At 55.1% G+C, this 25,177-nt stretch carries 23 protein-coding genes; 12 read left to right on the top strand and 11 right to left on the bottom strand.

What is annotated here, in order from left to right:
- Positions 1-231: 231 nt before the first annotated feature.
- Complete coding sequence (locus tag M2403_RS18385) at positions 232-777, top strand: single-stranded DNA-binding protein (protein WP_152327412.1); 546 nt, start codon at positions 232-234, stop codon at positions 775-777.
- A gap of 85 nt (positions 778-862) precedes the next feature.
- On the opposite strand, the gene M2403_RS18390 is transcribed toward M2403_RS18385, so the two are convergent.
- Positions 863-2,281: an amidohydrolase family protein gene (locus M2403_RS18390; RefSeq protein WP_405047840.1), complete on the bottom strand. Its 1,419-nt coding sequence runs from the start codon at positions 2,279-2,281 to the stop codon at positions 863-865.
- Between the two features lie 96 nt (positions 2,282-2,377).
- A complete protein-coding gene (locus M2403_RS18395; RefSeq protein WP_259230450.1) occupies positions 2,378-3,232 on the bottom strand; it encodes a LysR family transcriptional regulator in 855 nt (284 codons plus the stop codon).
- A 246-nt stretch (positions 3,233-3,478) separates the two neighbouring features.
- Here M2403_RS18395 and hpxO point away from each other — a divergent pair, with 246 nt between their 5' ends.
- Positions 3,479-4,636: an FAD-dependent urate hydroxylase HpxO gene (gene hpxO / locus M2403_RS18400; RefSeq protein ID WP_152327409.1), complete on the top strand. Its 1,158-nt coding sequence runs from the start codon at positions 3,479-3,481 to the stop codon at positions 4,634-4,636.
- A gap of 142 nt (positions 4,637-4,778) precedes the next feature.
- Positions 4,779-6,350: a hypothetical protein gene (locus tag M2403_RS18405; protein WP_259230454.1), complete on the top strand. Its 1,572-nt coding sequence runs from the start codon at positions 4,779-4,781 to the stop codon at positions 6,348-6,350.
- Between the two features lie 51 nt (positions 6,351-6,401).
- Here M2403_RS18405 and M2403_RS18410 read toward each other — a convergent pair whose 3' ends face one another.
- Positions 6,402-6,887: a hypothetical protein gene (locus M2403_RS18410; RefSeq protein WP_165061269.1), complete on the bottom strand. Its 486-nt coding sequence runs from the start codon at positions 6,885-6,887 to the stop codon at positions 6,402-6,404.
- Between the two features lie 130 nt (positions 6,888-7,017).
- Between M2403_RS18410 and M2403_RS18415 the strand changes: the two genes are divergently transcribed.
- Positions 7,018-8,439 (top strand): aldehyde dehydrogenase family protein, encoded by a 1,422-nt coding sequence (locus M2403_RS18415; RefSeq protein WP_259230456.1) that lies wholly within the window; start codon positions 7,018-7,020, stop codon positions 8,437-8,439.
- Positions 8,432-9,352: an AraC family transcriptional regulator gene (locus M2403_RS18420; RefSeq protein ID WP_208950197.1), complete on the top strand. Its 921-nt coding sequence runs from the start codon at positions 8,432-8,434 to the stop codon at positions 9,350-9,352. The genes M2403_RS18415 and M2403_RS18420 overlap by 8 nt, the downstream gene beginning before the upstream one ends.
- On the opposite strand, the gene M2403_RS18425 is transcribed toward M2403_RS18420, so the two are convergent.
- The gene (locus tag M2403_RS18425; RefSeq protein ID WP_165061278.1) at positions 9,327-10,250 is read right to left on the bottom strand and encodes a LysR family transcriptional regulator; all 924 of its coding nucleotides are present in this window, start codon (positions 10,248-10,250) and stop codon (positions 9,327-9,329) included. The genes M2403_RS18420 and M2403_RS18425 overlap by 26 nt on opposite strands.
- A gap of 120 nt (positions 10,251-10,370) precedes the next feature.
- Between M2403_RS18425 and M2403_RS18430 the strand changes: the two genes are divergently transcribed.
- Positions 10,371-11,111, top strand: a complete 741-nt coding sequence (locus tag M2403_RS18430; protein ID WP_259230457.1) for an SDR family oxidoreductase — start codon at positions 10,371-10,373, stop codon at positions 11,109-11,111.
- A gap of 10 nt (positions 11,112-11,121) precedes the next feature.
- Here M2403_RS18430 and M2403_RS18435 read toward each other — a convergent pair whose 3' ends face one another.
- Positions 11,122-11,502: a tautomerase family protein gene (locus M2403_RS18435; protein ID WP_152327402.1), complete on the bottom strand. Its 381-nt coding sequence runs from the start codon at positions 11,500-11,502 to the stop codon at positions 11,122-11,124.
- Between the two features lie 116 nt (positions 11,503-11,618).
- Entirely contained in the window at positions 11,619-12,524 is a 906-nt protein-coding gene (locus M2403_RS18440; RefSeq protein ID WP_152327401.1) for a DMT family transporter, read from the bottom strand.
- Positions 12,525-12,712: 188 nt separating this feature from the next.
- On the opposite strand from M2403_RS18440, the gene M2403_RS18445 reads away from it, so the two are divergent.
- From M2403_RS18445 to M2403_RS18455, 3 genes are all read left to right on the top strand, one after another.
- Positions 12,713-13,591: an AraC family transcriptional regulator gene (locus M2403_RS18445; RefSeq protein WP_152327470.1), complete on the top strand. Its 879-nt coding sequence runs from the start codon at positions 12,713-12,715 to the stop codon at positions 13,589-13,591.
- A 97-nt stretch (positions 13,592-13,688) separates the two neighbouring features.
- Positions 13,689-14,219 (top strand): GNAT family N-acetyltransferase, encoded by a 531-nt coding sequence (locus tag M2403_RS18450; RefSeq protein ID WP_259230459.1) that lies wholly within the window; start codon positions 13,689-13,691, stop codon positions 14,217-14,219.
- A 24-nt stretch (positions 14,220-14,243) separates the two neighbouring features.
- The gene (locus tag M2403_RS18455) at positions 14,244-14,867 is read left to right on the top strand and encodes a glutathione S-transferase family protein (RefSeq protein ID WP_165061287.1); all 624 of its coding nucleotides are present in this window, start codon (positions 14,244-14,246) and stop codon (positions 14,865-14,867) included.
- A 133-nt stretch (positions 14,868-15,000) separates the two neighbouring features.
- Here M2403_RS18455 and M2403_RS18460 read toward each other — a convergent pair whose 3' ends face one another.
- Positions 15,001-16,116, bottom strand: a complete 1,116-nt coding sequence (locus M2403_RS18460) for an SDR family oxidoreductase (RefSeq protein WP_259230461.1) — start codon at positions 16,114-16,116, stop codon at positions 15,001-15,003.
- A 448-nt stretch (positions 16,117-16,564) separates the two neighbouring features.
- Between M2403_RS18460 and M2403_RS18465 the strand changes: the two genes are divergently transcribed.
- Positions 16,565-17,416, top strand: a complete 852-nt coding sequence (locus tag M2403_RS18465; protein WP_152327397.1) for a PA4780 family RIO1-like protein kinase — start codon at positions 16,565-16,567, stop codon at positions 17,414-17,416.
- 129 nt (positions 17,417-17,545) lie between these two features.
- On the opposite strand, the gene modA is transcribed toward M2403_RS18465, so the two are convergent.
- From modA to M2403_RS18480, 3 genes are all read right to left on the bottom strand, one after another.
- Positions 17,546-18,286 carry a molybdate ABC transporter substrate-binding protein gene (modA, locus tag M2403_RS18470; RefSeq protein WP_259230462.1) on the bottom strand — a complete coding sequence of 247 codons (741 nt, stop codon included), beginning with the start codon at positions 18,284-18,286 and terminating at the stop codon, positions 17,546-17,548.
- 49 nt (positions 18,287-18,335) lie between these two features.
- Positions 18,336-19,424, bottom strand: coding sequence for an ABC transporter substrate-binding protein (locus M2403_RS18475; RefSeq protein WP_259230463.1), 1,089 nt, complete (start codon positions 19,422-19,424; stop codon positions 18,336-18,338).
- 111 nt (positions 19,425-19,535) lie between these two features.
- Positions 19,536-20,168: a LysE family translocator gene (locus M2403_RS18480; RefSeq protein ID WP_152327394.1), complete on the bottom strand. Its 633-nt coding sequence runs from the start codon at positions 20,166-20,168 to the stop codon at positions 19,536-19,538.
- Positions 20,169-20,320: 152 nt separating this feature from the next.
- On the opposite strand from M2403_RS18480, the gene M2403_RS18485 reads away from it, so the two are divergent.
- Both M2403_RS18485 and M2403_RS18490 read left to right on the top strand, forming a co-directional pair.
- Positions 20,321-21,127: an inositol monophosphatase family protein gene (locus M2403_RS18485; RefSeq protein ID WP_254303175.1), complete on the top strand. Its 807-nt coding sequence runs from the start codon at positions 20,321-20,323 to the stop codon at positions 21,125-21,127.
- Between the two features lie 224 nt (positions 21,128-21,351).
- The gene (locus M2403_RS18490) at positions 21,352-22,920 is read left to right on the top strand and encodes a methyl-accepting chemotaxis protein (protein WP_208950193.1); all 1,569 of its coding nucleotides are present in this window, start codon (positions 21,352-21,354) and stop codon (positions 22,918-22,920) included.
- 19 nt (positions 22,921-22,939) lie between these two features.
- On the opposite strand, the gene M2403_RS18495 is transcribed toward M2403_RS18490, so the two are convergent.
- The gene (locus tag M2403_RS18495) at positions 22,940-25,033 is read right to left on the bottom strand and encodes a bifunctional diguanylate cyclase/phosphodiesterase (RefSeq protein WP_217154228.1); all 2,094 of its coding nucleotides are present in this window, start codon (positions 25,031-25,033) and stop codon (positions 22,940-22,942) included.
- Positions 25,034-25,177 lie beyond the last annotated feature (144 nt).

Raw genomic sequence — 25,177 nt, forward strand, 5'->3', positions numbered from 1 at the left:
GTAACGCGCAATTATGACACAAATCACAGCCCATGCCACCCCAAAACCTGAATGTATATCCAGTACTCCATGTAACAGTGGAGTGTTTACTGAACATTCTGGAAAGAATGCCACAACGTTTTACATCCGTGGTACGGAGTAATCGTTTTGTGGTTATAATGTCGCGAAGTGAGTCCCCTCACATCTAACACTGTGGTTTCAACCACGACATACATCATCAGGAGAATCCACATGGCCAGCAGAGGCGTAAACAAAGTTATTCTCGTCGGTAATCTCGGACAAGATCCAGAAATCCGCTATATGCCAAACGGCGGCGCCGTTGCCAACATGACGCTGGCAACCTCCGAAAGCTGGCGTGACAAAGCCACCGGCGAGCAGAAAGAGAAAACAGAATGGCACCGCGTTGTGCTGTTCGGCAAATTAGCCGAAGTTGCCGGTGAATACCTGAAAAAGGGTTCACAGGTTTATATCGAAGGTGCACTGCAAACCCGTAAATGGACCGATCAGGCTGGCGTAGAAAAATACACCACCGAAGTCGTTGTTAACGTGGGCGGCACCATGCAGATGCTCGGCGGCCGTACCGGCGGCGGCGCACCAGCAGGTGGCGGTCAGGCATCAGCAGGTGGCGGCCAGCAAGGCGGTTGGGGTCAGCCTCAGCAGCCACAAGGCGGCAACCAGTTCAGCGGCGGCCAGCAGGCTCGTCCGGCTGCGCAAAACAACGCGCCAGCACAGAACAACGAACCCCCAATGGATTTCGACGACGATATCCCGTTCTGATTTTGTGCCTTCGGGCGTCAAAATCTGAAACTAAAAAGCCCCTCGCGGGGCTTTTTGCTTTTCTGCGCCAGACATTCTCTGACTCTTACACTTTCTCTACCGCACCAAACACCAGTCTTCCCTGATGGAATGTCGCTTTTACGTCGGACACCCGCGCGACTGCTTCGGCTGAACAGCTGGCGTCGACCAGAATCATCTCAGCGTTGTCGTTGAGTGCGGGCCACTGGCGTTTCCCGCTGTCGTTGAGCGGCAGGACGTTGCCGGTGGCGATAGCGAGGGAGCGCGTCAGGCCAAATTCGTCGGAATTGCCGTAGAGCTGGGCGTACAGGCTGGCTTTTTCCAGCATGCTGCCGGTGCCGAACGGGGACCAGTGGTCGATCACGCTGTCGGTGCCGGTCATGACGAATACGCCGTTCTGACTGAGCTGCGGCAGCGGCATGTTCAGTTTGCCGAGCGGAATGGTGGAGGCCACGGTGAACTGCTGTTCGGACAGCCCGTTGATGACTTCATCCAGCTCCGCGCCCTGCATCATTGCCAGCGCAAAACCGTGGTTGAGCGTCACTTTGCCTTTGAGCCGCGGGTTTTTCTCCACGGTCTGAATCATGTATTTCACCGCAGCGACCCCGGCAGGCGTCGTTTCATGCAGATGAATATCCACGCCTTTATTCGTGTCGAGCGCGATCTGGAACATCGCGTCCAGCGACTTTTCCATTGCGCCGTCAACGTTGGTTGGATCCAGCCCGCCGACGTACTGCACGCCCATTTGCATCGCTTCACGCATCAGGCCGTCCACTTTCGAATGCAGCAAACCGTGTTGAGGAAATGCCACAATCTCACAGCTGAAATCCTGCTGATGTTTTTCCAGCGCGATTTTCAGGTGCTCGAGACTTTTCAGGCCGCTGACCGGGTCGATATTGCAGTGGCTGCGCGCCACGGTGGTGCCTTTGGAATGCAGCAACCCGATGATCGCTTCGGCGTGTTCGACCGACGTCGGCAGCAGTTTCGGGATCAGCACCTGCTCGCGGGCAATCATATCCATGATGGTTTTGCCTTTACGCGGGCGCGGCGCTTCCCATTTGCCGCCGTAAAAGGTTTTGTCGAGGTGGATGTGCATGTCGCGCGTGGCGGGCAGAAGCAACAGCCCTTTAGCGTCAAAGGCCGGTAACGTGCTGGCCGGGGCGTCTTTTGCAGGCTGGATCGCCACAATTTTGCCGTTATTGATATCGAGATTGTACAGGCCGGTTTGCGTACCAGTCACCATGTCGCCTTCGCGCTCGAAACCTTCTTCCAACCGGACATTCCGCAGCTGGTAGTGCGTGGCCGAAATCGTTGTCGCCTGACGGGGATCGTCACAGGTTTCAATGTTCTGACCGGCGCGGACGGTAGAAGCCGAGGTCATGCCGGAGGCCAGCAGGGCACCGGTGGCCGTGACTTTTGCACTGTTTGAGAGAAAGTTTCTGCGGCTTTGTTGCTGAGGGTTTTGCACGTCGAATTCCTTATTCATGATACTCAGAGGATGCTGCTTTTCTCTTCACCCTAAAAGATCTCTCCGGTTCCGGCTGCGATTTTTCCCACTGCCTGTCAGTGGGAAACGCAATGCTCAGCTGAGCTGGCAAAACACGCGCAATTTTCCCGCCAGCGCGATTTGCGCCGCCGTGGCGTCCGGGCGGTAAAACAACGCCAGCTCGACGTTATCCACGGTGGGTAAGCCGCTATCTGCGCCGAGAATACGGTGTTCCGGCGTGACACAGCTGGCGGGCAGAAGCGTGATGCCCAGTCCGGCGGCGCTTGCGGCGACCAGCGCGGCGAGGCTGGCACTGCTGTAACTGATCCGCCAGCTGCGCCCGATGGCGTCCAGCGCCTGGCACAATTCTTCACGATACAAACCGTTGAGCGGGAACAGCACCAGCGGCACCGGGTCGCGCTCAAAAGCCGGAAACCCGGCGCTGTCGAGCCACAGCATCGGCTCGGGACGCGACGCATTGGCTTTCTCGCCGGTCAGCTGTTTCACCAGAATAATATCCAGCATGTCCTGCTGCCACGCGCGGCGCAGTTCATGGCTCAGGCCGCTGGTCACATCCAGCCGGATATGCGGATGTTCACGGCAAAACTGCGCCAGCAAAGACGTGGTGGCGGCGGCAAAATCTTCCGGCACGCCGAGACGCACAATGCCGTCCGGCCACTGATCGCTCAGCGCGTCGTGCGCCTCGCCGTTGAGCGCGATAATTCGCCGCGCATAGCCGAGCAGCCGCTCGCCTTCTTCGGTGAGCTGAACCTGATGCGACGTGCGCTCGAGCAAGGGTTTCCCCAGCGCTTCTTCGAGACGCCTGACCTGCTGGCTGACCGTCGATTGCGAAAGATAAACGCGGTCGGCGGCGCGGGTAAAGCTGCCGGTTTCGCAGACGGCCACAAAACTGAGCAGCTGTTGCGGGCTGAACATGGGATAGCGATTCATTTCATCACTACTTCTGGTTGTGGTATTTGAAATCCGAATAGCCAGAAGAGTATCAACCTTCGCGCTCACGCACCAGACTGGCTTGTTGCGCTCCGTTTGCGCTAAAAGAGTGCCTTGTTTTAGCGCATTCCAGCCTGGCTTCGGCGGGTATTTATTTGCCTTAAGATTGTATACAAGGCTTATTGCGCAAATCCGCTTTCTGGTACAGAAATTGCTTTTTCCTTTTGAGACCTCAAGGAGAAAAATATGAAAGCGATCGTGATTGGTGGCGGTATTGGCGGGGCATGTGCGGCGATTGCGCTCAAGCGTTTTGGCATCGAAACGGCGGTATACGAGGCGGTGAAAGAGATCAAACCGGTGGGTGCGGCGATTTCTATCTGGCCGAACGGCGTGAAATGTCTGAATTATCTCGGGATGAAAGAACCGTTGCGCAAGCTGGGTGGGCAGATGCGTTTTATGGCCTACAAAGATTATCAGCAGGGCCAGACGATGACGCGCTTCTCGATGGATCCGCTGATTCAGAGCGTCGGTGAGCAGCCGTATCCGGTGGCGCGCGCGGAACTTCAGTCGATGCTGCTCGACACCTATGGCCGCGACGAGGTGCAGTTTGGCAAACGCGTTACGCACGTAGAGGAATCCGCAGACAGCGTCACCGCCTGGTTTGACGATGGGTCATCAGCAACAGGCGATGTGCTGATTGCCGCCGATGGCACGCATTCTGTGATCCGTCAGCATGTTCTGGGCTACGCCACCGAGCGCCGTTATGCCGGTTACGTTAACTGGAACGGGCTGGTGGAAATCGATGAAAGTATCGCGCCTGCCGATCAGTGGACGACATTCGTCGGTGAAGGTAAGCGTGTTTCGCTGATGCCGGTAAGCGACAACCGTTTCTACTTTTTCTTTGACGTTCCGCTGCCCAAAGGCCTGCAGGAAGATCGCGCCACGGTGCGCGACGATTTACAGCGCTACTTTGCCGGCTGGGCAGAACCGGTGCAGAAACTGATTAGCCTGATTAATCCTGACACCACCAACCGGATTGAAATCCACGATATCGAACCGTTTATGCAACTGGTGAAAGGGCGGATTGCGCTGCTGGGTGACTCCGGCCACAGCACGACGCCGGATATCGGGCAGGGCGGCTGCGCGGCAATGGAAGACGCCGTGGTGCTGGCCAATGTGTTGCAAACCAATTCGTTAGGGATTGAAGATGCGCTGCTGCGTTATCAGGAAAAACGCGCGTATCGCGTGAAGGATCTGGTACTGAAAGCGCGTAAACGCTGCGATGTTACTCACGGAAAAGAAATGGCCGTGACCGAGCAATGGTACGAAGATTTAAAAACCGAAACTGGTGAACGCATTCTTTCCGGCATGTGCGAAACCATTCTGGGTGGCCCGCTGGAATGACCTAACGCCGGGCGTCGTTGTTCGTTTTTTCAGAAACAGACTTTTACATATCCTTAAAGTTTCCTGTGGTTTTGCCGAAAATAGCATCAGAAGGATCAGGGTATCCACTGGCGCTATGGCGCAAAACAAGGGAACTATCAGGATGACAATCATTTCTGCGACAGGCAATCAGTCAGCCACTACGCTGCTGGCCGCCACCAAAACCACGGCAACGGTGACCGCTGTCGCCAGCCAGCAAGCGGCGGCGACGCAATCGACTTCCGTGACGATCGGGCAGGCGACCAGCAGCACGCCGGTTTACGCCATCACCAAACCGGCGCTGGTGTGGGAAAATGCATCTGCCGATCTTATCTCGTCGAAGCTGGCGGGAAATTTCAGTTCTGCGGGCAATGCGGCGCGTTTTGCCGGGCTGGGTGCGGCGCTGCTGGAGCGCTTTACCACGGAGGCAGGCAGTTATTCGCAATCTGTCTTAAAGCAGACGGCGGGTCAGGCTTCCTCCGTCAACATTGCGCAATCGCAACTTCATACCAAAGCGGATAACCAGATCACCCTGAGCGTGAAAACGGCCAGCGGTGCGCGGGTGGATATCACGCTGGGCAGCGATGCCGACGGTCTGGGCGTGCAGGTGAACGTCACCAAAGGCACGCTCAGCGACGCCGATCGCACGGCGCTGGCCGGTCTGGCCGACGGTTTTCAGAAAGCCATCGACGGGCTGACCGCGCAACCGCCAAAGCTTGATCTGAGCGGATTAACAAAATTCGATACCTCAGTGCTGTCTTCCGTTGATTTGCATGCCACGCTGGGCACCAAAAACAACGTTCAGACGCTGGATTTCCACGCCGACGCCAGCACGCGTTCGGTGAAATCTACCGGCGAGCTGGGCACGGTGGATATCAGCGTCGACATGAGCAAACGCGCACTTCTCGGTACCGACTCACAGCAGAAACAGGCGCTGAATCAGTATCTGAAACAGTTCAGCAGTGCGGGAACGCGGGGCAATGCCGACTCTTCGCTGATGGACATGTTCAAAGACGCATTTACTGCGCTTAACAGCAATTACGGCGCGTCGGCGACAACGTACAAAAGCAGCGGACCAGAACCGGTTCACTTCTCGCTGACTAAAACCGACAAAAACATGATGTCCGGGCTGGCCGATTTCACGGCATCAGTGACGCAGACGCCAACGGATAAAACCAATCCGATGCGCCCTGACGAAGTGGATACTTTTTCTTATCAGGTTTCGCAGGCCAGCACGATCACCGGCGACAGCACGCAGAACCGCAATATTACGCAAAAGCAGCAGTCGCATCTGGTCGCGAGCTTCCACCAGTCATTAACACCGGGGCTTCAGCTGAATCTGACCAGTGACCGGGATTCGCAGAATTATCTTTACTATCAGATTGATGATAAAGCCGAAAGCACGACGTCGGTGCAGTACCACAAAGGGGCGCTGGTGAGTGCGTCTGTGGATCAGTCGGCCAGCACCTCAACGCATATTCAGAAGTATGTGAAAGGCTGGCTGGAATCAGACACGACGACGCCGGTGGAAACGTCAAAAACCACTGATTTGCTCGGCAAGCTGCAATCCGCGTGGCAAAACGATGCGCCGCGCATGTCGTTCCGGGATTATCTGGCGCATCAGTCGCTGCCGGATCTCAGCGGTCTGGTGTTGCTGGAATCGGACCCGGTGCAGCTGAAAAACACGTCGGCCTGAATCTGAGTCCCTCAAAGTAACAGCCTCGCAGGAGGCTGTTACTCTTTCTGCTTACATCTCAAATTTCGTTCCCTGCACGGTGATTTCTGCAAATTGCAGATGGTGCATGAACTCGCGCAAAATCAGCAATGTGGCCGCGAAATCATTGCCGTCCGGCAGCCCTTCAAAGTGCGCAGGACGCCCGTTAATCACCAGTGCCAGCCGGTCAAACGTCCGTTCGACGGCGTCGAGCGACAGCGTCATCACCTCGTTTTCTGCCACACCGGCAATGCGTGCCAGCGCGCGGATATCGTTGTCGGTGCTGAACAGCGCCGCGCCTGCGGGAATGTCGTGCCGGATACGAATAATTTCATCTTCCACCACCATAATGGCGGTTTCCATTTCGTCCGGCGTGGGCGGCGTGTGGCGGAAATAGCCCACAGACGTCAGCTGTGAGCCCAGCGTCAGCGGCAAAATCTTGTCTTCAGCTGCGGAATTTCTGACGACAATTTGCGTCTCTTCGTGGCCGATATGCAGTAATACAGCGGGTGTGGTCATCGGTTTCTCCCAATCGATAGATTTCTAACATACTCCCGGCCAGCAGGATCAGGCAATCCTCAGGCAGTATTGGTCTATCTTCCTTTCGCCCGCCGGTCTTAGCATGAAGACTCACAAACCGGAGGCATTCATGAAACAGATTAATCAAATCTATATTAACGGCGAGTTCGTCACCCCGCACGGCACCGAAGTGATGGACCTGATCAATCCGGTGACTGAACAGGTCGCGGCGCAGGTTCGTCTTGCCGATGAAACCGATACCCGCCAGGCGATCGCTTCAGCAAAAGCTGCTTACGTTTCTTTCTCACGGACCAGCAAAGCGCAGCGCATTCAGTATTTACAACAACTGCATGACGCAGTACTGGCGCGGGCAGACGCGCTGGAAGCAGTGATGAGCGCCGAATATGGCGGCTCGCTGGCGATGGTGCGCGGCACCGTAGCGCGGGCGTCCGGCGCATTTTTGCAGGCGATAAAGCTGCTCAGCGAGTATGAATTTGTCCGCCACATTGGCAGGGCGAAAGTGGTGATGGAACCGCTGGGCGTCGTCGGGCTGATCACGCCGTGGAACGCCAGCTACGGTTTCATCTGCAACAAAATGGCGACCGCGCTGGCAGCGGGCAGCACGGTGGTGATCAAGCCCAGCGAGCTGAGCGCGGGCCAGACGCAGTTGCTGACAGAGTGCCTGCACGCTGCAGGTTTACCGGCGGGCGTGTTTAACATTGTCACCGGACGCGGCGACGTGGTCGGGGCAGAAATTACCCGTCACCCTGATATCGCGAAAATCTCTTTTACCGGGTCGACGGCGGTGGGCAAAGCGATTGCCCGCGGCGCGGTAGATACCCTGAAACGCGTGACGCTGGAGCTCGGCGGCAAGTCGCCTAACATTCTTCTGCCAGATGTTAATCTCGAAAAAGCTATTCCGCTGGCGCTGGCGGTTGGCACGATGAATAACGGCCAGGCATGCATCGCCGGCACCCGTTTGCTGGTGCCGGAGGAACGGCTGGAAGAAGTGAAAGCGCATCTGGTGCGCGCGGTGGCGAACGTCAAAGTGGGCAACCCGCAGCAGACGGATACGCAAATCGGCCCGCTGGTGACGGCAAAACAGTACGACCGCGTGCAGAATTATATCCGTCTGGGCATTGAAGAAGGCGCGGAACTGCTGTACGGCGGCGAAGGGCGTCCGGAAGGTTTAAACAGCGGTTATTTCGTCAAACCGACGGTATTTGTGAACGTCACGCCCGATATGACTATCGCCCGCGAAGAGATTTTCGGGCCGGTGATTTCAGTGCTGACCTACCGCACTGTCGAAGAGGCGGTGCAGATGGCGAACGATACGGTGTACGGCTTGCAGGCGTATGTCAGCGGGGAAAATCGTCAGCAGGCGCGGGAAGTCGCGGCGCAGATTGTGGCTGGACGGGTATTCGTCAACGGCATGTATGACGCGCCTGATGCGCCGTTTGGCGGTTTCAAACAATCCGGTTTAGGGCGCGAATTTGGCACTTACGGGCTGGAAGCGTATCTTGAGCCGAAGACCCTGATCGACGATGAGTGAAGAGACTATGAACCCCCTGATGTCCCTGAGCGCGCGCGTTTTGCGCGCCTTTTCAGCCCTGCCGCCGGATGAAAATTCCTGTCCGACGGCGCTGCCGTGGCTGTCGTTTATCCGTTTCACGCATCCGACGGCGCTCAATAAAGGCATGCTTTCTCCGTCGATGTGCCTGATTTTACAGGGCCAGAAAAAGGTGCTGATCGGCGCGGAAGTGGTGGAATACGGCGCGGGCAGTTATCTGCTTTCGGCGATTGATATGCCGGTTTCCGGGCAGGTGACGCAGGCGACGGAAGAGACGCCGTATCTGGGGATCCGTATCGATTTGGATCTGAAAGAAATGGCCGATCTGATGATCGACATGCAGCTCGATCCGCTCCCGGCTGCGCGATCCGGCGGCGTCACGTACGTGGCAAAATCCGATGACTGTCTGGCAGATGCCTTTTTGCGGCTGGTTGTTATGCTGGATATTCCGCAGGATTTACAGGCGCTCGGGCAACTGGTGAAAAAAGAGATTTTCTACAGGCTGATCACCGCACCGGAAGGCGGCCATTTTTATCAGCATTTGCTGTCGTATTATCAGGGGAAAGGCGTGAGCGAGGCGATTGTGTGGATCAAAGCCAATTTCGCGCACCCGCTGCGGATGGATGAACTGGCAAAAATTGTCGGCATGAGCGTTTCGAATCTGCATCACCGTTTCAAGGCGCTGACGGTCATGAGCCCGCTGCAATACCAGAAACAGATCCGTTTACTGGAAGCGCGCCGTCTGCTGCTGAGCGGCAATATCGACGCGGCGACCGCGGCATTTCGTGTGGGCTACGAAAGCCCGTCGCAGTTTAACCGGGAATACCGCCGCTCGTTTGGCGCGCCGCCGTTGCAGGATATCGGCCAGCTCAGACAGCAGGGTGTAACGCTGTAGTGTGCGGCGGGCTGCGCCGCGCAAACTCCTTCACCATCCAGTCAATAAACACCCGCACGCGGGGCGAAAGCTGACGGTTACGCGGATAAAGCAGCGCTACAGGCAACGCGCCGACCGGGAAATCCGCCAGAATTTGCACCAGCGTGCCCTGCGCCAGATCGTCGGTTAACCCGTAATGCGGCACCTGCATAATGCCCATTCCGCGCCGCGCCGCTTCTTTCATGCTTTCCGCACCGTTGACCGACAAACTGGTTGGCAACATCACTTCCCGCGCTTTCCCGTTCTGATGAAAAATCAGCGGCAACAGGCCGCCGGTCGCGCTTGAGCGGTAACCAATCATCCGGTGATTAGCGAGATCGTCCGGCGTTTCCGGTATACCAAAACGCGCAAGATACGCCGGGCTGGCGCAGGTGATTTCCGACAGCGTTCCCAGCGGACGCGTCACCATATCGCTGTCTTTCAGTTCGCCCGCGCGGATCACGCAGTCGATACCTTCACGAACCAGATCGACGAAGCGGTCGCCTTCGCTCAGATAAAATTCGATCTCAGGATATTGCGCCAGAAAATCCGGCAGGCCGGGCAAAAGAAAATGCCGGGCCAGCGAACCGTGGACGTCCACCCGCAACAACCCTTTGGGCTGCGCACCGGCGAAATCCATCTCGGCATCTTCCACGTCGGCCAGAATGCGCAGACAGCGCTGATAATACGCCTCGCCGTCCAGCGTCGGGCTGACATGGCGGGTGGTGCGTTGCAACAACCGAGCCTTCAGCCGCACTTCGAGCTGCTTAATGGCGTCGGTCACCGTCGAGCGTTTCAGGTTCAGATCCTGCGCAGCCTGCGTAAAACTGCGCAGCTCTACCACGCGGGTAAACAACCGCATACTGTCGAGCTTATCCATGATGATTGTTCGCCTTTTCCGGATAGTGATAACGAATATCAGGTAATTATCCGGCACCGTCAATCGGCTACTCTTTCTTCATCGACAGCAGATCCTATTCACTTAACAAGGAAACACCTCATGACGACATCCAGACAGAAAGTCGCGCTGGTCACCGGCGCATCACGCGGTATTGGCGCAGCCATCGCAGAACGCCTGGCACGCGACGGGTTTACCGTGATAGTGAACTATTCCCGCGGCGCGGCAGAAGCCGACGCGGTGGTGAGTAAAATTGAACAGGCAGGTGGAAAGGCCATCACCGCGCAGGCCGATGTCAGTGATGGCACCGCGGTCAGCCGTATGTTTGCCAGCGCACAGCAAGCCTTTGGTGGTGTGGATGTGCTGGTGAATAACGCCGGGATCATGACGCTTTCCGCTGTCGCCGACACCGATGATGCGGCGTTCGACCGCCTGATCGACATCAACCTGAAAGGCACGTTTAACACCCTGCGTGAAGCGGCGAAACATTTGCACGACGGGGGGCGGATCATCAACTTCTCATCAACTGTCGTCGGGCTGTATCAGCCGAAGTACGGCGTGTATGCCGCGACCAAAGCGGCTGTCGAGGCGCTGAGCCGTGTGCTGACCAAAGAAATGCGTGGCCGTCAGATCACCGTCAACACCGTCGCACCCGGCCCGACGGCAACGGATTTATTCCTCAGCGGAAAATCGGATCAACTGGTGGAAACCATCGCTAAAACGTCACCGCTTGAGCGCCTCGGTCAGCCGGAAGATATCGCCTCCGTCGTTGCATTCCTCGCCGGTCCCGATGGCGCCTGGGTCAACGGCCAGACGCTGAAGGCCAATGGCGGGATTATTTAATCTGATGAGTTCACGCGTACTGCGCTTCGCCGTTGCCGAAGGACCAGTTTTCTTTCGGCACTTCGACCAGACTGATGAATACGTCTTCGAGGCGTAGTCCGGCTTTTTCGTGCAGACCGTACGCTACGGCGTGATAGAACGCCTTTTTCATCTCTGTCGTGCGGCCTGCGTTCAGGGTTATCTGGATAACGATGCAGTTCGGGCTGCGCTGTATATCCAGATAGTCCGGTGAAATCATCATTTCTGCCGGAGAGTGTTCGGAGATAACAATAAACTTGTCGTTTTCCGGCACACTGAGTGTGTTGCGCATGGCGTCGTACACCACATCGCCAACGGTTTTGCGGTAGGTTTCGGGTTTTCCTTCAACCATATCAATACGTACAAAAGGCATTTTATTCTCCTCATTATTTTCTGTAGGGCGCGCATCTCTCAGGATGCGGCCTTTCAGGTATGCAACACGAGGAGCCGGTCTGTCGAGCGATTTTTTGTACGCACCGGTAACCTGTTTTACGCCGTAGCCGCTTTGCGCCTGAACATCTCCAGCCAGGCCGGACGGCAGAACATCACCAGATTCCCCAGCAGAATAAGCGCCAGTCCGACAATGGCATTGATATGCCACTGATAGCCTTCGTAGAAGGTGGAAACGGTCAGCGCCACCAGCGGGAACAGCAGCGTGCTGTAAGCCGCCTGACTCGCGCCGATGCGTCCGACCAGCGTGAAATACATGCCAAAAGCCAGCACCGAGCCAAATACCGAAAGATAAACCAGCGAACCGAGGTATTGCGGCCTCAGGTCGATGGCGAAGGACGCGCCCTGAACCAGACTCAGTGCGCCCATCACCGCGGTGCCGTAAAACATCGCGTAAGTATTAGTGGAAAGGACATCCAGACCGTGGCGCTGATGGCGCGAGCTGATCATATTACCCAGTGAGAATCCGTAGGTACCGAGCAGGCTGAGGCCGATGCCTTTGAGTAATTCCGGTGCGATATGAGTCGCGCTCAGGTCGTGCCAGAACAGGGTCACAATGCCCGCCAGCCCGAGGAGGGAGGCGGGAATGACCGCCGGTGCCAGTTTCTGGCGAAAAAACAGCATGCCGTTGAAGGCGTTAAACAGCACGGCCATCGAAAATATTACCGATTCCAGCCCGCTGGTGATGTACGCGGCGGCGTGGTAGAAGCAGTAAAAGTTGAAGCAAAAAACACAGCACCCCTGCACCATGCAAAACAGATGATCTTTCAGCGCCAGACGGCGCAAACGGCGGGCGGCCAGCAGCGCCACCAGCATAATCACGGCAGAAAGCAGGAAGCGGTAAAAAATCGAAACTGTCACCGGTACAGCGCCCTGTTGCAGATAAATGGCAAACCAGGTAGTGCCCCAGATAATAATCACAGAGATATACAAAAACACATTCATGGACTTCTCTCACGCAAAGTATTGATTGAACGAGATTCTGCCGGAATATGGCGCGACGGGATTTCAGCGGCTTGCGGTGAGTTGCATATTCTTGCGCATTTTTTGCGGTTCAGTGGCAGCAAAATCTGGCTCAACCTGTGTCTGAAAACGTAAACTGGATCTCCTCTTTCCTCCACTCGGTGCTCATCATGGCGAAGGTTTATCAGGCTTTCGAAACGCTGCGTAAGCATAAAGCGGTTCTGCACGACAGTGTGGCGCTGGGCTCCGGCATTCAGCTGGCGGCCTGGTCGAACAAAAACGACATCGTGACGCAGGAAAGCCCGGACCATCACACGCTGAGTCTTTACGTCGCCGACGGTTATGAGTGTTATCACAAAACCCGCGGCGGCTGGCGTAACGGCGGCGGGCCAGATCGTTTTTGCCTGATGCCAAAACACAGCATGTCGAGCTGGGATGTGCGCGACGATTTGTCGTTTGTGCATCTGTATTGTTCTGACGATCATCTGCGGCATCTGGTGGAGCAAACGTGGGATCGCAGCCCGGCGTCGATTCAGGTGGAAGAGCGCACGTTTGAGGAGGATCCGCAGATTACGCTGCTGTATCGCCACTTTTTGCTCAGCAGCCAGTGGCAGGAAAACAGCAATCAGCTGATGCTGAGCAGTGCGGCAAATCTGCTGATGGCGCATCTGGTCAAAAATTACACCCATCTGCAATGGGCGCTGCCGGTAGTGCGCGGCGGGCTCGCGCCGTACATTCTCAACCGTGTAAAAGACTATATCCACGCGCACCTGGCGGAGCCGTTATTGCTGCCGGAACTGGCGCTGCTGGCGGAACTCAGCGAGTTTCATTTTGCCCGCATGTTTAAACTCAGCATGGGCATGGCACCGCACCAGTATGTGATGAATGCGCGGCTGATTCAGGCGGAAAATCTGTTAAAGAACAGTACACTGGACATCACTTCCATTGCGCTGGAATGCGGATTCAGCTCCGCCAGCCATTTCAGTAACCGCTTTAAATCGGTGCGCGGCTTGACGCCTTCGGCGCTGCGCAGCGGCATTATTGTCTGATTTCCTTTTCCGGCTAAAAACCCCTCTTTCCGACCGAACAATTCCAATGCTAAGTTAATGGTCATCGGAATAAATCAGAAAAACTCAAAGGAAAATTATGCTGACTCAGGCGCCTGTTCTTGAAACCGAACGTTTGATTTTGCGCGGGCATCGCGTGGAAGATTTCGACGATATCGCCGCACAGTGGGCCGATCCGGCCGTTGTGAAATATATCGGCGGCACGCCGTCCACCCGCGAGGCCAGCTGGAGCCGTTTGCTGCGTTATCCCGGCCACTGGCAGATGCTCGGTTTTGGCTACTGGATTGTGTTTGAAAAGCACAACGGTGCGGAAGGGGCGTTTGTCGGGGAAATTGGTCTGGCGGAGTATCAGCGCGATATCTCGCCTTCGCTGAACGGCATGGCGGAAATGGGCTGGGTGGTTTCGCCAAAATTTCACGGCAAAGGCTATGCTTCTGAGGCCGCACAGGCGGTGCTGAACTGGGCAGAAGCCAGCCTTGATCGCCAGCTGTGCTGCATTATCGAGCCGGAACATCACGCGTCAATCCGGCTGGCGGAGAAGTGCGGTTTTGTCGCGCAAACAGACACGACGTATCACGGTACAAAAACGCGGATTTTTATCCGCCGCTAATCGTTTCCACATTGAGGGGAATTCATGCTGAAAATTCTGGGTAAATCGCCGTCAATCAACGTGCGTAAAGTCTTGTGGACCTGCTTTGAGCTGGGACTGGAGTTCGAACAGGAGCAGTTTGGTTCGGGGTTTCAGTCCACGCAGACACCGGAATTTAAGGCGCTGAACCCGAATGCGATGGTGCCGGTGGTGCTCGACGGTGAGTTTGTGTTGTGGGAATCCAACGTGATTTGCCGTTATCTGGCCGCGCGGGAAGGGCGCGAGGATTTGCTGTCTTCCGACCCGAAACGCCGTGCTCTCACGGAACAGTGGATGGACTGGCAGGCGGGTGAGCTGAATAATTCGTGGCGTTATGCGTTTCCGGCGCTGGCGCGCAACAGCCCGCAGCATCAGGATCCGGCACTGATTGATGCCGGTGTCAGCGAATGGAACCGCCACATGCAAATGCTCGAAGAACAATTGCAGCGCAGCGGTGATTACGTGCTGGGAGATAATTTTACGCTGGCAGATATTCCGCTCGGGCTGGCGGTAAACCGCTGGTCGATGACGCCGATGTCGCGCCCGGCTTTGCCTGCGGTGGCCGCCTATTATGACCGGTTAAACCAGCGTGAAGGTTTCCGGCTTTATGGAAGAAACGGCCTGGTCTGAGCCGCTCACACCACGAAAAATACGACGCCGCAATGTCCTTCGCGGCGTCGTTGTATTCTAAACCGTTCCCTTTATCTTTCGGGCAGAGATAAAAGATAAAGGGCCGTTTGATGACTCAAACAGACGCATCGGTTTATTTAAAATCAACCCTCATCAGTTCAGATATTGTCTGACCGCGGGTGGAAGAAACACATTTATCAATATAACTTTTGAAGGCGGCGGGTTTAGGAATACCCATATTCAGCAAGCGCGAATTATCAAACTTCACATTTAATTGCGCAAAGCCGCCGTAAAGTTTAATTGCACGCAAAATTATCTTGTCATTACACGGCCCGAGCACGTCTTTAAACTGTTTACGGATACCGGTAAATTCCTGATAACTGATCTGCTGATATTCACTGATAATACGCGATGTATTATTGGCTTTTGCCACTGACGTATCTATTTCATGGAATGGCGTACACATTTCTTCACCGGAAGAAATATGATAGAAACTGTGGTTCAGTTCAGCCGCAAGGCACAATTTCACCAGCACCATGGCGCAATAATCAACCGGAACAACATCTACCTGATCGTCGAGCGTACAGGTAAATTTCTTCAGTTTAATCGCCATCATGAAGACCCAGAAAATGCTGCTCGACGGCTGGCAGCCATACTGTGTGTGACCCACAATGATTGACGGACGGGCGACCACAAACGGCAGGTTCGGGCATTCGGTACGAACCAGGTTTTCGATGGCGCGCTTGGAAGCGGTGTACTGCACCAGATCTTCGTTGTGTTCGTTGTCCGGCATGCCTTCATAGAAGACGCTGTCTTTGTCCGGCATGGATGCCATCGCGGTGCCGACGTGGACAAACCGTTGCAGGCCTTTGACCTGCGCCATGCGTTTGGCGAAAATCAGTGAACCTTCAACGTTGACACGCCACATCGCCGGATTATTACCAAATGACGCAATCGCGGCGCAGTTAATAACATGTGTGACATGATCTAAACGCGGATCCTGAATAAAGTTCTCCGGTTCAGAAAGGTCGCCGGTTAATATTGATTGCTCATTAATCGCGGCAAGTTGTTCATCCGACAATTCAAACTTTCTCAAATTGTCGATAATTCTGGCGAGTCCCGTCGCACTCTCGTCAGCCCTGACTAAAAGTAATAATTGGTTTTTAGAACTTAATTGTTGACGAAGAATATATTCAACAACCGCTCCGCCCACGAAACCTGTAGCGCCGGTAATTAAAATGGTGTTCATAACGATGACCTGCAACGGGAAATTAACGGCACAGTATCACCCCTATTCTAAACGGAACGTATACCAGATTTTGCCGCAAGTAAACGCAACCTCAACAGCACGAAAAGCTTAAAATATTAAAAAAGTTCCGTTGTCATGAAAATTAAATAATCGGGCATCATTACTTACAATGGGAAATAATTATCAGGTGTGAACAAAATAATTAAGTCAAATTAACGCGGGGTGTTTATGCGCTATCGGCGGGCGCCGGAGGGCATTTTCATCGCAGAATGAGAAGAACCTGTGCGCAGAAAGTATCCACTCCTGCGTCACTACGTTAAACTGTAGCCTTGAGTATAGTGAGAAAGAAGGATTAAGAAAGGATGACGCGAACGGCGTGTCTGGTGTGTAATGCAGGGAATATTGCGCAGGTCATTCCCTCATGCGCTGAAATAAGGTACAAGGCTGCATGAAAATCCCAAATAGAATCCAACCTCTGGTGGATGACGGCCTGATCGACGATGTGGTCCGTCGTTTGAAAAGTGGCAAAGAAGCCGACGTGTACACCGTTTTATGCGGTGAAGAGATTCGTTGTGCCAAAGTTTATAAAGAAGCCACCCAGCGTAGTTTCAAGCAGGCCGTGCAGTATCAGGAAGGCCGAAAAGTCCGGAACACCCGCAACGCGCGTGCGATGCAAAAAGGGTCAAAATTCGGGCGCAAGCAGCAGGAAGAATCCTGGCAAACGGCAGAAGTGGATGCGCTGTTCCGTCTGGCAAACGCCGGGGTACGCGTGCCGCAGCCTTACATTTGTCTTGATGGCGTGTTGCTAATGGAGCTGATCACTGACGCTGACGGCGTGGTTGCGCCGCGTCTGAGTGACGTTATCCTGACCGAAGAAGAAGCCGTGGCGGATTTCGAAACCATGATCCGCAATATCGTGCGCATGCTGTGCGCGGGTATCGTTCACGGGGATTTGTCAGAATTTAACGTGCTGATGGATGCCGACGGGCCGGTGATTATCGACCTGCCGCAGGCCGTGGACGCCGCCGCGAACAATCATGCCGAATCGATGTTTGAGCGCGATGTGAATAACATGACTGAATATTATGGTCAGTTCGCGCCGCAGCTGCTGGAAACGCGTTATGCGAAAGAAATCTGGGCGTTATATGAAGACGGCAAACTGACGCCGGAAACGCCTCTGACCGGTCAGTTCGCCGAAGATACGCATAAAGCGGATGTGGATTCCCTGCTCGATGAAATCATCGCCGCTGAAGATGAGTACTATGATCGTCAGCGCGCAATGAAAGAACGGGATTTATAATGCCCTTCATACTTCGAGCTGCAGATGCGTTGGCTGCACTCCGTAACCCGAATCACTTACTTGTTTAAGCTCATCGGGATTACATCGTTGGCCGCCTTCCTGCAACTCGAATTATTTGGGTATTTTTGATTATTCCTGCATCACCGAATGTTTTCCGCAAAAACCGGCATTCTGCAAAATGTGCTGGCCGGTTTCTGAAAGAATAAATTCTGCCAGCGGTTTGCCCTTTTCTGTACACGTCGCGAGTGCATAGCGCGCCCGCACGTTATAATCGGCCGGTACGTTGAACACTTCCAGCGCATCATTTTCCCGCAACAGCGTGGCATAACTGGTATAGCCGATAAACACATCGGCTTGTCCGCTGCAAATCAGCCATTCTGCCGCCAGTTTGCCTTCCGCAACTTTGGCCGATTTCGCGCCACCGACCAGCCGCAGCGCTTTATTACGCAAAGCCTCGCCCGCGCCCGGATGACGCCGCTCAATCAGCTCAAACATCTGCCAGGTGTAATCGCCGGAAGGATCGCTTTGCGGCGTGGAGGTCGCCAGACGAAAACGCGAGTCGAGCAACACATTCAGCCAGTTCAGTTTTTCCAGCTCCGGCCCTTTGCGCGCCGTCACGCACAGGCTGTTTCCGCAGAAAACGTCCACTTCCAGCGCCTTGCCATGTTGCTGCAACGCCAGCGGATGCGCGGTGTTGGCCGAGGCGAATAAATCGACTTTTTCGCCCTGTTCAATTCTTTCGCGCAGCAGCCCGGCGGGGCCGAATTCGGTCACCACTTTGCCGCCGGTTTTATCCTGAAAAGCCTCACACAGCGGTGCCCATGCGCGGCGCAGGCTACCTGCGGCCAGCACTTTGATCGAGTTTGTCATCAGAACTCCTTGTCACATTACCCCAAAAAAGTACGGCACCGGGATGAGGTTATTTCCCCGCGTGCGTCGCTTCTGCGGCAGGTTTGAAATCTGTCCGGTAGAAGCGCTGATAATAGGCGTCAGCCTGTTTTTGCATATCGATGTCGGCGAATTTTTGCGGATACAGTTTTTTCGCCATCCACAATTCACCAATCGCCAGCGCTTCAGGCATCGGGTAGCCCCAGGCTTTGGCGTATTCCGGCATCAGATAAACGCGGTGATTTTTGACCGCATCAATGCTCTGCCATTTCGGATCATGGTTGATCTGACCGACGACTTCCGGATACCTGTCCTGCACGAAGATCACCTGCGGATTCCAGGCGATCACCTGCTCAAGTGAAACCTGTTTGTAGCCTTTCACGGTCGCGGCGGCCACGTTGAGCGCGCCGGCATGGGACATCATCAGCCCGGTATATTTGCCGGAACCGTAGGTGGTCAGGTCAGGATTGGCCATATAAGTGCGAATGCGCTGGTCAGCCGGAACGTTTTTCAGGCGCGTGCTGGTTAACTGGCGCTGAGCAAAAGTATAGTCGATCAATGACTGCGCCTGTTTCTGGCGGTTGACCACTTCCCCGATCAGCTGGATCCCTTTCTTCAAACCTTCGGTATACTCCTGATCTTCATCCGGTAGCACCGGATTCATCTTATGTTCCTCACCTTTCGGATCATCACGTAAAGAAACGACGACGACTGCGATGCCGGTCTGGCTGATCTGGTCGATCATTTCCTGCGGCGCATAGTTGGTGACGAATACCACCTGCGGATGCAGGGCAACCACGCTTTCCAGATTCACGCTGGTTAAATCGCCCACCACCGGCGTTTTTGCCAGAGATGGCGCGAGACGCACATAACCACTGCCCAGCTGCTGTTGCCAGTTGTTGAGCACGCCGACGATATCTTTGGTCGCATCAAGCTGAACCAGAAGATTGAGCGTCTGGTGTTGCAGCACAACCACGCGGTCAACCTGATCGGGAAGGGTTACCTGACGCCCGAGCTGATCGGTGATCTGGCGTGAGGCCAGAGCGGATTGTGGCGAGAAGCTCAGGACAAGGCCGAGCAGCAAAGCGGATGGCAGTAATTTGGATGAAAATGCGCGCACGAAGGAATTCCTCTGTTTTCGTTGTGCAGAGGATTATATAGCGTTAATAAAGGACTGAATATGACCACAGACAAAGCCGCTTTCAGAAACGGCTTTATCTGTTTTATGGCGCTATTTACGTCCTTCGAGCAGCATACGCACCGCCAGTCCGCCCAGCACCGCGCCCATAAACCAGCGCTGAAGCACCATCCACAACGGGCGACCGGCCAGAAACAGGGCAATATATCCCGCTGAGAGTGCGATCAGGGCATTGAAGGTAAAGCTGACGATGATTTGCGTGATGCCCAGCACCAGAGATTGTGTGAGGACGTGGCCTTGCTCTGGAACGATAAATTGCGGCAATAAGGTCAGGTACAACACCGCGGCTTTCGGATTCAGTAAATTGGTCACCAGCCCCATGGTAAACAGCTTTCTGTTGCTGTCGCGCGGCAAATCTTTGACCTGAAACGGCGAGCGCCCGCCGGGTTTCACTGCCTGCCACGCCATATACAGCAAATACGCCGCACCGCCGATCCGCAGGGCGTCATAGGCAAACGGCACCGCCATGAGCAGCGCGGTAATGCCGAGTGCCGCAAACAGCATATAAAACAGAAAACCCAGCACCACGCCGCCAAGGGAAATCAGCCCGGCTTTCGGGCCCTGACACAGCGAGCGCGAAATCAGGTAAATCATGTTCGGGCCGGGCGTTAACACCAGGCCAACACAAATCAGTAAGAAGGGGATCCAATGGGCGGCGTCTGGCATGGTTTTCTCCGGCATCACGCTGAAAAGTTAAGCACACAGATATAGAAGGTTTTACGCTGTTTTGGCAAGCGGCAGGTTGTCATTTTTTATTCATCAATTCCGGTGCATTCTATGACCGTGTATTTTTTCTTCAGACTGAAAAATCAGGATTTATGATGACTCACACTACGATGTCCGCAAAACTGGCGTTAGCCAGCCAGATTACGGCTCAGGCGGCAGAACTGGCGCTGGGTTTTTTCAACCGCCGGGACAGTATCGAAGTCAGCAGTAAACGAACGCAGGATTTTGTTTCAGAAGCCGACGTGGCGGTAGAGCAGTTTATCCGCGCGCAGCTGGCGCAGCATTTTCCGCAGGACGCGATTATCGGCGAAGAGCTGGGCGGCGTGCTGACTGATGCGTCCTGCTGGGTGATTGATCCAATCGACGGTACGTCGAATTTCCTGCGCGGTTCGCCGCTGTGGGGCGTTTCGCTCGGGCTGGTCGAACGGAAAAAACCGGTGATCGGCGTGGTTGCGTTGCCGGTGCTGAACGAACTTTTTGCCGCAGGATCCGGACAGGGCATTTTCCATAACGGCAAACCTTTCCGCCGTGACGACCGTTTTGGCGATGTCCAGATCGTGTCGCTGGGCGACAGTTCGGATGACAAACTGGATGAGGCGTCATCGTTTTATCAGGGGCTGCGCGCGGCAGAATGGTCGGTGCATTGTTACCGCTGCACCACCGTCGGCATGGTGTTTGCCGCCAAAGGAATTATCGACGGGCATCTGCAACGCCGCACCACGCTGTGGGACATCGCCGGCGGCGCGGTGATATGTCAGGAAGCCGGGCTGGAAACTAGGGTGAATTTCACTCAGTTGCCGGACGGCACCGATAATTACCGCCACATGTCCGTGGCCGCCGGAACGGCAAACCTGCTGTCCGTGGTTCAGCCGTTATGGCCGGATTTCTCCCCGAAATAACCTTCTGGCGTTATTCTCCGCATAAATGAGCGTAACGCCAAAAATGCCTGCCACATCAAGTTTTCAGCCCCTGCGGGTAACACGAAAAATTCGTCCGGTAACCCGCGAATTACATTTTGAAAGTCAGTGTTTAACAAACTGAAATATAGTTTCATTTATCCTAAAGTTATCCCTTCGCTTGCCGTTATCAGAGTTTCAAGTCACTGAATTAACGAAGTGTCCGAATGAAAAAAATAACCAATCTCTCTGTCCTGACGCGTTTACTGGGTGCGTTCGCTCTCGTACTGGGTCTGATGCTGATCCTCGCGGCGATGTCCGCCTGGCTGCTCAACAGCAGCAATCAGCAAATTGAAAGTTACCGCGCCTACCGGCTTCCCGGCGTTCAGTATCCGCTGGTAATGCGCGGCACGCTGGCCGAACTGCGCCTGCAACAGGTGCAGTACATTGCCTCACCGCAAGGTGCGCCGCGCGACGGCCACCGGAGTGAAATCATGCAGGCCGTGGCGACGTTTAAAGAAGCCGAAAACGCCTATCAGAAGCTGGACAGCGGCGGCAGTAAATCTGCGCTGTTTACGCAAATCATGAATAACTTTGCGCAGTTCTCGCTGGCGAACGACGCCGTCATTGCTGCCGTTGAGCGCAACGATATTGCGCAGGCGACGCAAATCAGCGGCGATAACTCACGTAAATACCGCACGCAGCTGATGGCTGATCTGGCGACGCTGGTCAGCGACGAGCTGGCGAACAGCGAAAAGGCCGCCGCGCAGGCCCGCAACAGTTATCACAATGCCAGCATGATGTTCCTGGCGCTGGTGGGATTTGCTTTCCTGGTTTCGCTGGCGATGGCGTTACTGCTGGCGCGTAATCTGGTGAAACAACTGGGCGGCGAACCGGCGTATGCGGCGTCGATCATGCGTGAAATCGCCGCCGGAAATCTGGCGGCGAAAATTGAGTTGAAACCGGGCGATACCGGCAGCCTGCTGGCCTCGCTGGAAGGCATGAATCAGCAGCTCAATAAAACCATTAATCAGATTATGGAAGGCAGCGAATCCATCAGTCACGCGGCGAGTGAAATCGAGCAGGGCAATACTGATTTGTCGCAGCGCACGGAAGAACAGGCGGCGTCGCTGGTGCAGACCAGTTCAAACATGCAAAACCTGACGACGACCGTCAGCCAGAACGCCGAAAATGCCCGCGAAGCCAGCGCGCTGGCGCATGAAACCTCGAAAACGGCTTCTCAGGGCGGCGCGATTGTGACCGGCATGCAGGCGCATATGCGCGATGTTTCCGGCAGTTCCCGCGAGATTATCAACATTATCAGCGTGATTGAGGGCATCGCGTTTCAGACCAACTTGCTGGCGCTGAATGCTGCCGTTGAAGCCGCCCGTGCCGGAACGCAGGGGAAAGGGTTTGCCGTGGTCGCCAGCGAAGTGCGCGTGCTGGCGCAAAAAAGCGGGCAGGCGGCGAAAGAAATAAAAGACCTGATCCAGGGGACGGTCAGCAAAATCGCCGAGGGGTCGCAGCAGGCAGATCGCGCGAGTAAAGCGATGCAGGAAATTGTCAGCTCGGTGAATAAAGTTGCCGGTATCGTCAGTGAAATTTCGACCGCGAGTTCGGAGCAGCACACCGGCATTCATGAAGTGGGAATTGCGGTCGACCAAATGGATCAGGTCACGCAGCAGAATGCGGCGCTGGTTGAACAGGCCGCTGCCGCCGCGCAATCCCTGACGGAACAGAGCATCGAGTTGCGCAATGCCGTGCGTTATTTCCGCACGGCGGCGCTTCAGGGCTGAACGTCAGGGCAGAACACCATCAGACTTTATCGATGATGTTCAGCCGGGGTTCCCAGTCAGAATCGGGATGCTGGGCAATCTGTTGTGGTGTCATCGGACGCCCCAGCAGATAGCCCTGCAACGTGTCACAACCCAGTTGCGTCAGGAAATCCTGCTGCTGGGTGGTTTCCACGCCTTCGGCCACGACCTTAAGATTCAGCGTCTGGCCCAGCGCAATAATCGCCGAAACAATGCTGGCATCTTCACTTCCGGCAATCAGATCGTTAATAAACGCGCCGTCGATTTTCAGCTCGCTGGCGGGAAGACGTTTGAGATACAGCAAGCTGGAATAGCCGGTACCGAAATCATCAATCGACGCTTTGACGCCGTACTTCGTCAGGCGTTCGAGGATTTCTACGCTGACATCCGGGTTGCGCATCGCCGTCGTTTCGGTGACTTCCAGCGTCAGCATTTCCGGCGGGATCTGATGACGCTCAACGGTATCAATCACCATTTCCACCAGATTGGCCTGCTCAAACTGCAAAGTGGAGAGGTTTACGGCAACGGTCCAGTGGGTGTGTCCGGCAAGATGCCATTCACGCAGCTGGCGGCACGCTTCGTTAAGCACCCATTCGCCAATCGGAATGATCAGACCGGTTTTTTCCGCCAGTGGCAGGAAAACATCCGGGCTCAGCGTGGTGCCGTTGCGTTCCCAGCGCAGCAGTGCTTCAAACCCGCAAACCGGCCCGTAAGGCGCAATAAATTTCGGCTGATAATGTAAGCGCAGTTCGTGGTGTTCAATCGCCAGACGCAAATCATTGAGCATCTGTAACTGATTTTGCGCATTAGCGTTCATCGACGGCTGGAAGAAACTATGCCCGTTACGGCCTGAATTCTTGGTGTGGTACATCGCCGCATCGGCATTGAGCATCAGCTCGCGCTCGTTTTCGCCGTCGCCCGGATACACCGCAATACCGACACTGGCCGACACCAGCAATTCATAGCGGGAAACGTAAAACGGACGCGCAATCAGATGCACCAGCCGGTCGGCCAGCTGAGAAGCGTCACCCGGTTCGGTGATTTCCACCAGCAGGATAAATTCATCGCCACCCAGACGCGCCAGCGTATCCGTCGCGCGCAGCTGAGATTGCAGGCGTTCCGTCACCGAGATCAGCAACTGGTCGCCGATATGGTGGCCGAACGCGTCATTGACCGCTTTAAAACCGTCGAGATCGAGAAAAAGCACGGCAAACTGAGATTCACCGCGTGATGCTTTCTGAAATGCCTGGCTGAGACGGTCTTCCAGCAGCAAACGGTTTGGCAGCCGCGTGAGATTGTCGTGCAGCGCCAGCTGCGTCAGTTCGCGGTTTGCCTGTGCCAGCGACGACGCCAGAATGGAGGTGCGCGCCTGCATACGGCCGTCGAGAATCGAAATAATAAGCGTGATCGCCAGAATCGCCAGCGTTACCACGATCACCAGCAGCGCCAGCCAGTTGTTATCTACGCCACTGAACGCTGCCATACTGTGGCTGTCCATCGGAAATTGCGCCGCCGCCATGCCGATGTAATGCATGCCGACAATCGCCGTGCCCATGATCACCGCCGCGCTGATGCGCAACAGCCGGACATTCGGGGATTGCTGACGAAGATGAAACGCCATCCACAGCGCCGCGCCCGAGGCGACAATCGCCACAACCACGGACAGCGCAACCCACCAGTAATCGTAAACAATGGGTGGCATCATCAGCATCGCGGCCATCCCGGTGTAATGCATGGCGGAAATTCCGCCGCCCATCAGCAATGCCCCGGCCAGTAAACGCCCGGTCGGTAAATTCGGCAGGCAAACCAGCCACAGCGCAAAGACGGAAGAGATAATGGCGATGACCATGGAAAGCAGCGTAATAACCGGGTCGTAACCCATTGGCATGGCCGAATTAAAGGCCAGCATGCCGATAAAATGCATGGACCAGATACCGATGCCCATCGCAATGGCGCCCCCGCTCAACCAGAGACGGGAAGCCTTTCCCTCTGTCGTGGCAACCCGGCCCGCCATATCAAGCGCGGTATAAGAGGCAAGCATTGCAACAATGAACGAAAACATTACAAGCACATTGTTGTAATTACTGGAAAACATGTAAGGCTCCACACAGGCAGGGGGTCTATTTTAGATTCGGCGATAATGGCATTAAGATTTATTAAAGGCGAATGAAGTTACGATAATTTTTTTCGTGTAATTAAGATTAATCCGTAAGTGATTTTAATCAAATAAAAATAATTT

The organism is Rahnella sp. BIGb0603 (genome assembly GCF_024808755.1).
GTDB classification, from domain to species: domain Bacteria; phylum Pseudomonadota; class Gammaproteobacteria; order Enterobacterales; family Enterobacteriaceae; genus Rahnella; species Rahnella contaminans.